Genomic DNA, 13,004 nt, shown 5'->3' with positions numbered 1-13,004 from the left:
CGTCTTGATGCCATCATCTCGCCTTTATTGATCAAGGGGCAATCCCTTCATCATATTTATCTGAATCACAGAGATGAACTCATGGTAAGCGAGCGAACGCTCTACAAATATGTATATGCCGGTCTTTTCAAGGCAAGAAACATAGATATGCCAAGAACAATTTGCATGCGTCCACGCAGAAAGAAACCCTATACGATCAAAGTAGACACCAGGTGTCGCGAAGGCCGTACACGCAAAGACTATGAAGCATTCATTCGTCAGAATCCCGATACACCTGTCGTCCAGCTGGATTCTGTAGAAGGCATCAAAAATGGTGCTGTACTCCTTACAGTGACTTTTGTTTCTACGGGCCTCCAGGTTGCTTTCCGCTGCGATCATAATGATGCCAGATCTGTCTCAGATATTTTTGACAGGCTGTACCTTGAACTTCGCCCGATATTTTTATAACCTTGTTTCCCATGTGTCTGGCCGATAACGGCAGTGAATTCTCTGTCCCGAAACGCATCGAATTCGATGCTAACGGCAACAGACGAAGCCGCGTTTTTTACTGCGACTCATCATCCCCTTATCAGAAAGGAAGCTGCGAAGTCCGTCATGAGATGATCCGCCGAATCATCCCAAAACACACCGATATAACACCGTATTCTCAGGAAAAGATATCCCTTATGATGAGCCATATCAATTCGTATAAGCGAAAACTTTCGGTGATAAAAGTCCCTACGAAGTGTTCGCTTTCCAATACGGCGAGGAGACATTAAAAAAGCTCGGATTCAGGCATATCTCGTCCCCACCGATGAGATATGCCTGAATCCGAGCCTCCTCAAATAAAAATACGTAAATCATAGAACGCCGGAGCCCATGGGACATCAGAGCCACTCCATATAGAAAAAGAGGGGTGGAACTTAAAATATCCGAAATTTTGGCTTTAAGTTCGACTTCTGGTTGAGGTACGCATTTTTAAGGGATTAATCCCATTACATCTCGTTATAAGGCATTTTTCTCACTGATCAGACTCTGCCGCTGTCGCGGAGATTCAGTATAAGATAGGGAATCGACTTGATGACATACAAAAACAGTTGGAGGAGTTGTCAGATAAAGAGGATGCTAAAAGCGACGATAAAGCAGAGCTTAAGGAAAGTAAAAATTACGGTTGCCAAAAAAAGCATCAAATATCTTAGGAATACAAGCGATGCATTGCAGAAGTTGATGAAGAAATATCCCAGCATAAAGCCAGAGAGACTGCTTCCACAAAAGCTGAAATGTAAACAATAAAATTCTGAAAAGTGCCAGAAATGGCTTGCACCAATGCCATTCAAGATTGTCCGAAATGACATCACAAAAATGAACACCGAGGCTATTGTAAACACAGCCAATGATCATCCTGCGGTTGGAACCGGGTGTGATCATGCTGTTTATATGGCTGCTGGATTCAGAAAGTAGAGCGGATGAGCTATAATCAGTACTGCGTCAGAGGCTGTACAGCGCTGCTGGACGCTGTTGGCGGAGCAATCCATCATATTAAGAATGTATACAGGTACGCAAGAGAGGAGGATATTCCTGAAAAGACACTCTTTATTATCACGACGGATGGAATGGAAAATGCGAGCCGCCAGTACAGTTTTGACAATGTACGCCGGATGATTGAACACGAAAAAGAAAAATATCACTGGGAGTTCCTGTTCCTGGGGGGCAAATATCGACGCTGTCCAGGTTGCCGGCAGATTTGGGATCAAGGCAAACCGTGCTGTCCGGTATGAACACGATGGGGTCGGTACGAGACTCAATTATGAAGTCATGTCAAAGGCGGTCAGCTTTGCCAGAAGCGCCCCTTCCGCAGCAGATATGAAATGTGCCCTTGATGAGGAAGGGCTGCTTGCACCGATCCGTGAAGATTATAAACGGAGACACAAGCGGTAATGGTCGAAGATCTGTGTCAGATGTTAACATTGCGAATTTTGATGATATTGCTGAAAAGGAAGATATAATAGATTGTGTGTTCTGAAGCAAATAACACAATTCACGTGGAGAATCCGATGACACAATTCAGGTGGAGAATCCGATTGACGTTATATCTAATTAGATATAATATGAGGGCAGGAACAGCAAAAATCTTTTGAATAATATGCAGACACAGGAAAGGAAATCTCGGACTTGGAACTGACAGCAACAGAAAGTAACCTGATCATCAGTCTGCACAGGATTGTCACCGATCTGGACAGGAAAACTAAAGTATTATGCCAGAAACAGGGACTGACGTTCGGGCAGTTTATGGTGTTGGAAGCGCTCTATCATAAGGGACCGCTTTCGGTCGGTGAGGTAAAGGAAAGCATTCTCAGCACCGACGGAACAATCCCTGTAATTGTCGCAAATATGGAAAAAGCCGGCCTTCTGGCAAGAAAACAGGATGAAAAGGATCGCCGAAAAAGCATTCTTTCTCTCACCAAAAAGGGCAGGGATATCATCCGCGAGGTTTATCCGGACAATGCGGAGATGATTCACACGGCGTTCTCCGTATGGAATGACAGGGAAAAGGGGGACTTAAAAAGACTACTGGCAGCCTACTGGGATCAAAAGACCTTTTGATCCCGGCATCATCAACATACATAGGAAACAGAAAACCCTGACACAAAATATAACATAGTGTTTAGGAAATCATCATCAGAGAAAAGAGGTTAAAATGAGTATACGCGAATCACTGAAGGAAAGAAGAACGGTTTATTCACTGAAGAAAGAGCTTCCTGTACCGGCAGACGAGATAAAAAAGCTTGTGACAGAAACGACAGAACTTGTGCCGGACGCATTTAATATGCACAGCCAGAGAGTCGTGCTTGTCCTCGGCAGGAAACAGGATGAACTCTGGGACAAAATTTATGATGTATTTCAAGGAAAGGTGCCGAGGGAGAAAATAGACGGATTCCGAGCGGCAGCCGGGACTGTTCTTTATTTTTATGATGAAGCAGTGGTAAAGGGCTTGCAGGAGCAGTTCCCTCTCTATGCTCCCAATTTCCCGGTCTGGGCAAATCAGTCCAACGGCATGCTGCAGCTGGCTGTATGGTCAGGACTCAGAGAACTGGGTGTAGGCGCAAATCTTCAGCACTACAATCCCGTTATTGATGATGCTGTACGCGAGATGTTCCATCTGCCGGACAGCTATAAGCTGGTTGCCCAGATGCCTTTCGGCGGTATTGTGGAGCTTCCGGGCGCCAAGGACGCAGAAGATATTTCCAAGAGAGTTATTTTTGAAGAATAATATTCAGCGAAGATGAGGAAGGGAAGAACCCGGCTGTTCAGCGGATGCTGCAGCGGCTATACACATTTGTAGAGGCAGACAAGGAGTACGGGATATGCACGAAATCTATCAGGCAGGCAGACATGTTCTTCATATTCAGGAAACAGACGGCACGTTTTTCAGCATCATACACGGAGCCAAGCTCGCGATCATCTCAGATACTGCCTACGGGATCGGTGACAACCGTGGTTTTATCGAAGCTCATATAAATACCCCTTACATCGTTATTAATACCCATGGCCATGCAGATCACGTGCAGGGAGACTGGCAGTTTGACGAAGCCTGGATGCATCCGGCGGACCAGCCGGCCTATGAAAGAGCCTGCAGCAGGATACAGAGGATCTCCACCTTTTACCAGTATGCAGTGTCCTGCGGCGTACCCGGTGAGCGGAAGGACGCCTATATCGCCGCGCCACGCACCGTCATCCATCCTCTGCAGGGCAACGAACGCTTTGATCTGGGCGGCGTCCATGTCTCTGTTCATCATTTTCCCGGACATACCAGAGGTGAGATCGGGCTGCTCGTGGAAGAGGACCGGCTGCTCCTCTCAGGCGATTCTTTCAGCGACGACTGCTTCATGTTCTGGGATAACCATGACACCCTGGAGGCTCTGCAGGAATCCCTGAAAAAGGCTCTTCACCTTCCCTTTGATACATACCTCGGAAGTCATACGACGAAAGCTCTTCCCAGAGAATTTCTCTCCACCGTGCTCGAAAACGCCGAGAAACAGGAGATTGTTCCCGGATCCGAAGAGGTCATTCTCGGTGTAAAAACGCTCACCATTCAGGCAGAAGGACCGCTCGGCATCTCAAAAATCCGGATTCCGGAAGGCTGACAGCAGCCAGCCCTGCATGAACGCTGACAAATTCCTCTGAATCCATTAATCCCTTCGGTCTTTTTCAAATATATCTCTGTAATCATTATCTTATCCAAAATGATAAGAATATTTTTCCGAAACCCGGTCTTCGGAAACGGCCTGGTTGAAAGATACGTTCGAATTCGCATTTACATAACTGTATATTTTGCGACCATTGTGCGTATTTTTGCATTTGCTATCTGTCATAATAAAATCATCCTTAATCACGAAGAGACATCAAGATCTGTCTTTTCATCTCTTCATTCATAATTCTTTTCAAATGATGACATTTACGATAAGGAGGATTTTTATGAAAGGTTATTCAATCAGCGATGGGTTTATGGGATATGTTGACGGTGAGTATATGCTTTTTGCGTGTGAATCCGAGTATATAGATTATATTGAAGAGGAAGACGAGGAATTATCCATCGGCTGAACCGCCTGTTTTCATCCACTCATTCCACAAGCTCTCTGACATTTGTTCAGTGTGCACATAGTATCCTGCAAAATTCGGGAAAATAATGTATACATTACGAACATATTTGTGTTACACTTTCCAATGTAATGGTCTACTAAAGTTATATATACCATATCATTTAAGATATTCTGCATATGATATGGCATCAGCTGTAAACCGAATTAAGTGAAAGAGGTAAATAGAAATGGCAGTTAGAAAAAGCACAGTTAAGGCAGATGTAATTCTTCAGTACGGCGGCAGACAGTATACCCAGAAGGATATCATCGACAGAGTAAAGGCAGCCGCTCCCAAGGCAAAGGATCTCACCATCTATGTAAAGCCCGAGGAAAACCGCGCCTACTACGTTGCGGACGGAGATGCCGATAACTTTGTAGAACTTTGATCGGACATATCAACGTCCCGGATTTTTCACAGAAGATCCCGAAGGCAGCCGGACCCCTTACAGGGGTGCGGCTTTCTTTTTTGCCGACGCACAGCATCGAATTGTGATAAAATAAACATCAGATCATAGATAAGAAAGAAGGTTATACAATGAGTAAGCTTGGTGGAAAGAACAAAGACAGCAAGAAGGCAGCAGAGAAGAAGATGCAGCAGCAGCTTGCAGCTCTGGCACGCAAAAACGCAAAGAAGAAGAAATAATGATCCCTGAAGCAGACAGAAAGGAATAATAAGATGTCCTGTACTACTATACTGGTCGGCCGGAAGGCCACCTATGACGGTTCTACCTTTATTGCACGAAATGATGACTCTCCCTCCGGGAAATACACCCCGAAGAAATTCACGGTCGTCCCTCCCGAGGAACAGCCGCGCAAATATCGCTCGGTTCTTTCTCATGTAGAAATCGACCTTCCCGACAATCCGATGCGCTACACCGCGGTGCCGAATGCGCTGGAAGGCGAAGGAATCTGGGCTGCCAGCGGCGTAAATGAAGCCAATGTGGCCATGACCGCCACGGAGACGATCACAACCAACGAACGCGTACTCGGCGCAGATCCGCTTGTAGAATTTATTCCAGCGACGGACGGAAAACCGGAAGTTCCAGGAGGAATCGGCGAGGAGGACCTCGTGGTTCTCACCCTTCCCTATATCCACACCGCACGCGAGGGGGTAACCCGTATGGGAAGTCTTCTCGAGAAGTACGGTACCTATGAATCCAATGGAATGGCTTTTCAGGACAAGGACGAAATCTGGTGGCTCGAAAGTATCGGCGGTCATCACTGGATTGCCAGAAGAGTACCGGACGACCGGTATGTCATCATGCCGAATCAGCTGGGAATCGATGAGTTCGACATGGATGATGCCTTCGGCGAGCAGAAGAATTACATGTGCTCCGCAGATCTTCGTGAATTTATTACCTGGAATCATCTGGATCTAACCGTGAAGGACGAGGCTCAGGATTTTGAAGTCGGATTCAGCAGATCATCCGGAGATTCTCCGTCACAGCCAGACACTGCTTCAAGTTCCGGAACTCACGCGGCAAAGCACTGGACCTTCAATCCCAGAGATGCATTCGGAAGTCACGATGATGCAGATCATGTATACAATACACCGCGCGGATGGTACATGGCCCGTTACCTGAACCCCCATTTTGCTTCCTGGGACGGCCCTCACGCGGACTATCGCCCGGATTCGGATGATATTCCATGGAGCCTGACTCCGGAGCGGAAGATTACACCCGAGGACGTGAAATATCTCCTTTCCTCCCATTATCAGGGCACTCCGTACGATCCTTACGCCTCATATGGAGACAGCAGCAGAAGAGGAGCATACCGCTCTATCGGTATTAACCGCAACGATTTCCTCGCTCTGATTCAGATCCGTCCGTACCAGCCGGAGGAGTTCCGGTCCATCGAATGGCTCGCATTCGCTTCGAATGCGTTCAATACCTGGGCTCCGATGTACGCCAATGTCACCAGAACCCCGGCGTATCTTTCCAACACCGGAAAGCATGCCTCCACGGATAATTTCTACTGGATAAGCCGTATGATCGCCGCGATGACAGATGCCTCCTACGGAAAGAGCCTCTTCCACATTGAACGATATCAGCTTGCTGTCGGAGCAAAAGGCCATGAGCTTATCCGTAAATACGACGCTAAGATGATGAACGCACTCGGTGACCCAGTGGCTGCAATCCCAGCTACAGCTTCCTCCTCAGACAGATCCGAAAGAAATGATCGTATTCATGCGCTTGCCGAGCAGGCAAACCAGGAAATGGCAGACGCATTGAAGGATGCAACTGCGGATACACTCGATAAAGTTCTTTATGAACTGAGCAATCAGATGAAGAATTCCTATTCCAGATCTGACACCTGATCCAAACAGCAGATAACGAAAAAAGTACCTGATCTATCAGGTACTTTTTTCGTTATCTGAAACTTATCTGAAATAATTCCTACAATCATTTTGCTGCTGATTTTTCTCGTCGATCATCAGATCTAACTGGAGAACAAATTGCGGAACATAGAAAAATACAGCACCCAGTCTTTCCTTTTGTTTTCTATTCAGTTGTTGTAAGTATATTTTTCGCTATCTGTCTTAAGTCAGATAAGCGGTTCGACTATTTTATATTATATATATAACAACATTTATATTTCTTTTATTTTAGAGAGCCGGAAAGCCCTGCAAATAAAGGATTCTCCGGGTTCAGAAAACGAAAAAGCTACTGCTGTCGAACATCAAATTGACTGACAGATAACATTCCGGATAAGTCAGAAGGCGAAAAAACGGAGAGCGGAGACAACGATTGGGGGAATGCAGATACAGACGGCCGGATTCAGTCGCTAAGTCAGATGACGAAAAGAATACTTCAGAAAGCGATGCCGGTACAGATGACGAAAAAAATACTGGACGGTCCCGATAAGTATCTGAGTCGTTATGATCAGGAGTGATGATGTCAGACAACGAAAAAAATACTCCGATCAGAAAGCGAAAAAAGTACTTTTTATACCGGATTGAGAAGGCAGATCGGGTGAAAGAAAACGAAAAAATTACTGACTGATGACGAATAAAGTACTGAAATTAAGTAGAAAAGGCAGATCGACAGGAAGGGCAATCATTCAGATGACGACATTTGTACTGAATCATCATAGAGCGCGAAGGTTTCCTGATGACGAAAAATGTACTGAAATCAGTCGCTGTTTCCTTCGTAAGGGCTGTTTTTCCAGGGAAAACAGGCATTGCACGGAATCAGAAGACGAAAAAAATACTGTTAACGAGAGGAGATCAGAAGACGAAAAAACAACTTATGTAAATCGGGCAAGTACTTTTTTCGCCATATGAGAGTGAGATGACGAATAAAATACTGAAATTTAATGAAAAGTTAATCAGTAACTTTTTCGTTATCTGAGAGACAAATGGGAAAGAATAGGTTATTATCCTGTTAAAGTATTTTTGTCGCTTTCTGACAAAACAAAGGGGATATTGAAATGACAAGTACCAGTGTACGGAACGACCTGATTGAGGGCGTTGTCGTCCGGAAGAGTAATTCGCTGATCAATGCGAAATATAAAACCTCGATCCTCGGGAACAAGATCATCGCTGTTTCTCTCACAAAGCTGCAGCAGGAGCCGGGATCGAAGCAGGTAATGGCGACGCTTTATCCGAGTGAGATCAAACGTATCCTTGGTAATGAGACAGATACCAATATTTATAAGAAGCTGAAGAGCGTCAGCAAGCAGCTTGCCGGGAATATCATCACGATTGAAGACGGTCTCGGAAATTTCCATACCTTTACGATGATTACCAACGTATCCTATAAAGACCAGAAGCTGGAGATCATCTATAACCGGGAAATGACACCGCATATCACGAGTCTTCAGAAGAGTTATACTTCCATGGAACTTGCGACGCTTGTCTCCTTCGAGAAGAACAGCTCCTTTCGTCTCTATGAGCTTCTGAAGAAGGAAGCATACAAGATTGATACGACGAAATCAAAGTTTGTCACGAAGGTTTACAGTGTAGATGAACTACGTTGTACGCTCGGACTCGTGAATCTGGATGCCTCCTATCTTCAGAGAGCGGTTTCCGATGGCGCGACGTGGTCGGAGCTGGTTCGTCTGGCAAAGAAGGAGGACAAGCAGTATGAGCGGTTTACGGATTTCCGCACAAAGGTGCTTGACGAAGCAAAGATCGAGATGGACGAGAAGGCAGACATCACGTTCGAGTACACCGTGGAGAGAGGAAACAGAGGCAGGGCGACTGACATCATGTTTATGATTTCCTGGAATATTCCGGAGGCAAATCTCGAGACGATTCACAAGAACAAGGAGAAGATCGAGCAGCTGAGTCCGGAGTATGTGAAGGTCGCTGAACCGGATCCGTTCGAAAAAGTCGCCGCTGAGGACAAGAAGAGCGGAGCGAAGAAGCTGCGGGAATATTCGGATATACTGACATATCTGAAGAAGAGCGGAATCCGCGCTACGAGCGGATTTACGATGGAGTATTACGATCGTCTGCTTCAGGATGCCAATGGAGATACTGACGAGATCAAGAGAGAGATCGACTACGCGAAGACCGGAGGAATGACGATTCGGAATTATTTCGGATGGCTGAGAGAGGCCGTGCGGAACCGTTATGCGGACAATGTTGTGGAAGCCGTAGAGGGAAGCACTGATGAGGCGGAGACCGCCAGGGAACTCCACAGAGAATCTCATTCGAACAGAACCAAGGAGCTTGTATGGGAGAGATACAAGCAGAAGGACAATTTCCAGGATTTTGTGGAAAGCACGGGCGTACCGCTCGAGGCTATGGAGCTTGCCTTTGACATCGATGAGCGAATCAAGATGTATATGGATTTTACAGTCGAGAATATGCACGCATGAGCGTTAGAACGAGAAGCCGGTCACCGGAAAAGGATGCCGGCTTCTCGTTAATTCTTTCCGGATAATTGTTTCCGGTATTGATCAGGAGTCATCCCTGTCCGCTTTCGGAAAATACGAAAAAAATATTTTTCATTATCATAGCCCACAGCTTTTGCGACCTGATACATTTTCTGTCCTGGTTTCTGAAGAAGTTCCTCTGCGTGCTCCAGACGAACATCATTCAGATAATCTACGAATTTTTCACCAGTTTTTTTGCGAAACTGGGAGCTGAGATAGCTGCGATTCATGTAAAAAAGAGATGCGATATAATCCTGAGTCAGGTCCTTCTGATAATTTCTCTGCATGTAGGTTTTTACATTTTCAATGACGTCATCACTGTTATATACGGAATATGGTTTGAGCATGAAAGCCACATTCATAAAAAACTGACGGTAATATGCCTCAAGGTCGGTAATGTGGAAAAAATGGCTCGATACACGTTCCATAGAACCTGAGCCTTCTGAAGTATCAGAGGCAGGCGAGTTGATATATTCAGTGATCAGCTGTTGACAGCTCCCGGCCAGTTTTCTACAGTGTGCCTTTATATCTATCAGACGGCATTCGGGAATTGATTCATAATACTGAAAAAGGTCATCAAATAATTCAGAGACGGCGTCCGTCATCCCGGCTTCTATTCGGAAAAGAAACTCGCTGGTGTGTTCCCAGTGGATCGTTATGGGATGCAGTTCCGATTGATAGAAACAAACGCTATTTTTGGGGGCGGCGAGTGGTCTCTGATCCAGAGCAAGGGCGCACTCCCTGTATGCAGTATTCAAATCAGATAAGGAATGATGAATGTTGCTGAAGCCGACAACTGGTTCCAGTTCCAGTGAAAGAAGGTATGTGCGGAAGGAACGAAATATCTGTTTTGCCAGGTCCTTCTGAAGCTTCGGATTCTGTTGGGGAAGGAAGAGAATGAGAAATCCCTGTGGCTGCTGTACATCACGCCCGGAAATATACAGAGCCATATCTCCAAATCCGTTTTCTTCCAGCCACAGTGAAAATTTTGAATCGTCGGCATTTTCGTAATACCCGAAGGTGAGCAGGATCAGATTGTGAGTCGTGTTGATATAGTTCAGACGATGAGACGTCAGAATCGGATCCAGGGTACGATAACCAAAGATCAGATTATGTATGAGGGAAATATCATAATCATAGCGGACCTGTTCGGTCTGTTCTTCGGTAAGTTTTAGCTGCTGACGAATTTCTGATCTTTGCTGAAGCTGATTAAGAACTTTTTTTACACAGTCTTGAATCATGTCGGCACTGAAGGGCTTCAGCAGGTATTCCACTGCCCGTGCGGAGATTGCCTGTTTGATATAATCAAAGTTCTTGTAACCACTGATTACAATGAGCGGCATGGATTCATAATGTGAGGCCAGGTAGGGGAGGAGTTCCATACCGTTCATGACAGGCATCTGCATATCAAGAATAACAAAGTCGGGTTTTGCTTCTGCGATCAGCTTGATTCCATCCTGTCCGTTATCGGCCTCGCCGATGCAGGTGATTTCTTCGTGCAATGGCTCCAGTTTTTTCAGGGTTCCCTTTCTTATCAAAATTTCATCATCGATAATAATATAAGTAAACATATCGCACATCCTTTCTTACTCTGACCCGACAGATGCTGCCGTTTTCAGTTCATCTGATGATTCTGACTTTAGGGCTGCGCTCCGCGATTTTTGCGTACTTCTTCTGACTGTATTTTAGGGGGATTCCCTGTGATCGGGATTGTTATCGTTATCCGGGTGCCAATGTTCTCGGCACTTGCGATGGAAAGACCATATTGTTTACCGTAGTAGAGCTGAATCCGTGCATGGATATTTCCAAGTCCGATGCTTTGCCCGGATTGATGTCCAATTTCTGAGAAGGAATTCTGATTCATCAGGGTGCTTCGGAGCATGGCAAGGGTTTCGGGGTTCATTCCCACACCGTTGTCAGAGACAGAAATATGAAGAAGAAGATTTTCCTGGACGGCGGAAATCGTGATGAGATCACCGGCTGTACAATAGTTCAGCCCGTGAAACAGAGCATTTTCAACCAGCGGCTGCAGAATCAGCTTCAGGACAGGGCAGGACAGGAGGGCAGGCGGAATATTCTTCTCCAGGCGAAACTTTCCGTTGAATCGGATCAGCTGAATGGAAGCATAATCATCCACATGCTTCAGTTCATCTGTCAGGGTTACGATCTCTCCGGGCGTTTTAATCGCATAGCGAAACATGTCTCCGAGAGCCAGACTCATCGTCGCAATTTCTTTATTGTCTGCCAGTTCAGCCATGCTGTTGATGGATTCCAGTGTGTTGAACAGAAAATGGGAATTTATCCGTGCTTCCAGAGCTTTCATCTGAGCATCAAGGACGATCAGACGATTCTGATAATCTCTTCGTATGCCTTCATTTATCTCATCGAGCATGTGAGAATATTCATTGTATAAAGTGCCTATTTCATCTGTGCGCCCCATATAAGGACTTACAAATTTCAGACCGTTTTTTCTCTGGTGCTTCATAACCCGGCTCAGACGCTCGAGCGGGAAGGTGATCTTTCCGGTAATCAGGTACAAAGAAATAAGAACGCCGGCAGCAAATACAAAGATCATCAGCAGAATTACCATCCGCATTGGATTGTACTGTGCATACAGGGTATCGTAATGAAAGCTTATGGACAGTTCAAGCGGTTCAAGGTTCAATTCAAATTTTTGCATGTCATCGGTATACTGGGTTTCGTTTGTTTTCAGAGAATCTACATTTGAATAAAGAGTTTCGCCTGTCTTTGTATTTTCAATAAAAAGTAGCGCAAGGTCCGGAATGGCAGTCAAACTGTCCAGGTTCAGAATTTCGGGGTTTAAATCCAGAAGTATAACGCCTAGAAATTTATGGGAGTAAACATCATAAATGCTTCGGGAAAGATAGATCGAGGGATTTTTATCCGTGAACAGATCGTCGCTGGTGATTGTGCTGATGTAATGCTGTCCTTTCAGGGATAGTGTTTCCTGATACCAGTAATCACTGCGACAGTCATGATTCGGATTTATTGAGCTGGTTTGATCATTAGAGGTACCGAGTATCAGGCCGTCAGGCGTAATGAGATAAATGCCACGAATACTGCTGTTTGCGTACATCAGGTTGCCGAAGATGGAATTGGTCCTTTTTCCCGCCTGAAGGATGTCGTAACTGGAATAGTTGACAGGTCCGTCGGCGAATTCAGAGAGAATCTCAATGATGGATGATTCGCTGTCATCTGAGTAGTAGGTCATAAAATCCAGTGTACGGTTAATACGATCCAGGGTATTATTGCTCTGTTCTACGGCATTATGGATAATCGTTGATGAATAGGTACGAATCTGCTCGGAGACAGAAGCCTGCCAGCGAGAATAGGAATAATAACCGATGGCAAGTATCGGTATGATTGCGACGACAGAATATACCAGAAACATTTTCGTGCGAAGTTTCAACTTGATCAGGTCTCCTTATTTCTTATTGGTCAGAAATCCAACAAAAGTATACCATTATCGCCAACAAAAGTACA

At 45.4% G+C, this 13,004-nt stretch carries 11 protein-coding genes; 9 read left to right on the top strand and 2 right to left on the bottom strand.

Annotation, left to right across the window (positions count from 1 at the left end; translation table 11 throughout):
• The first annotated feature begins 81 nt into the window (after positions 1 to 81).
• From ACTQ1O_RS02745 to ACTQ1O_RS02705, 9 genes are all read left to right on the top strand, one after another.
• Positions 82 to 447: a hypothetical protein gene (locus tag ACTQ1O_RS02745; protein WP_441485992.1), complete on the top strand. Its 366-nt coding sequence runs from the start codon at positions 82 to 84 to the stop codon at positions 445 to 447.
• Positions 448 to 1,445: 998 nt separating this feature from the next.
• On the top strand, positions 1,446 to 1,757 hold the full coding sequence (locus ACTQ1O_RS02740) for a hypothetical protein (RefSeq protein WP_441485991.1): 312 nt from the start codon (positions 1,446 to 1,448) through the stop codon (positions 1,755 to 1,757).
• A 394-nt stretch (positions 1,758 to 2,151) separates the two neighbouring features.
• Positions 2,152 to 2,583 carry a MarR family winged helix-turn-helix transcriptional regulator gene (locus ACTQ1O_RS02735; RefSeq protein WP_441485990.1) on the top strand — a complete coding sequence of 144 codons (432 nt, stop codon included), beginning with the start codon at positions 2,152 to 2,154 and terminating at the stop codon, positions 2,581 to 2,583.
• 94 nt (positions 2,584 to 2,677) lie between these two features.
• On the top strand, positions 2,678 to 3,250 hold the full coding sequence (locus ACTQ1O_RS02730; protein ID WP_441485989.1) for a nitroreductase family protein: 573 nt from the start codon (positions 2,678 to 2,680) through the stop codon (positions 3,248 to 3,250).
• A 94-nt stretch (positions 3,251 to 3,344) separates the two neighbouring features.
• On the top strand, positions 3,345 to 4,124 hold the full coding sequence (locus tag ACTQ1O_RS02725) for an MBL fold metallo-hydrolase (RefSeq protein WP_441485988.1): 780 nt from the start codon (positions 3,345 to 3,347) through the stop codon (positions 4,122 to 4,124).
• 331 nt (positions 4,125 to 4,455) lie between these two features.
• Positions 4,456 to 4,581 (top strand): hypothetical protein, encoded by a 126-nt coding sequence (locus tag ACTQ1O_RS02720; protein ID WP_441485987.1) that lies wholly within the window; start codon positions 4,456 to 4,458, stop codon positions 4,579 to 4,581.
• A gap of 226 nt (positions 4,582 to 4,807) precedes the next feature.
• A complete protein-coding gene (locus ACTQ1O_RS02715; RefSeq protein ID WP_441485986.1) occupies positions 4,808 to 5,005 on the top strand; it encodes a DUF6465 family protein in 198 nt (65 codons plus the stop codon).
• A 290-nt stretch (positions 5,006 to 5,295) separates the two neighbouring features.
• Complete coding sequence (locus ACTQ1O_RS02710) at positions 5,296 to 6,936, top strand: C69 family dipeptidase (protein ID WP_441485985.1); 1,641 nt, start codon at positions 5,296 to 5,298, stop codon at positions 6,934 to 6,936.
• A 1,112-nt stretch (positions 6,937 to 8,048) separates the two neighbouring features.
• Positions 8,049 to 9,443, top strand: a complete 1,395-nt coding sequence (locus ACTQ1O_RS02705; protein WP_441485984.1) for a replication initiation protein — start codon at positions 8,049 to 8,051, stop codon at positions 9,441 to 9,443.
• A 47-nt stretch (positions 9,444 to 9,490) separates the two neighbouring features.
• Here ACTQ1O_RS02705 and ACTQ1O_RS02700 read toward each other — a convergent pair whose 3' ends face one another.
• Together ACTQ1O_RS02700 and ACTQ1O_RS02695 are read right to left on the bottom strand one after the other, a co-directional pair.
• A complete protein-coding gene (locus ACTQ1O_RS02700; RefSeq protein ID WP_441485983.1) occupies positions 9,491 to 11,071 on the bottom strand; it encodes a response regulator in 1,581 nt (526 codons plus the stop codon).
• A gap of 68 nt (positions 11,072 to 11,139) precedes the next feature.
• On the bottom strand, positions 11,140 to 12,930 hold the full coding sequence (locus ACTQ1O_RS02695; protein ID WP_441485982.1) for a cache domain-containing sensor histidine kinase: 1,791 nt from the start codon (positions 12,928 to 12,930) through the stop codon (positions 11,140 to 11,142).
• Positions 12,931 to 13,004 lie beyond the last annotated feature (74 nt).

It is taken from the genome of Bilifractor sp. LCP21S3_A7 (assembly GCF_052118825.1).
Classification (GTDB): domain Bacteria; phylum Bacillota; class Clostridia; order Lachnospirales; family Lachnospiraceae; genus Bilifractor.
This window is presented reverse-complemented; position numbering and strand designations above follow the sequence as displayed.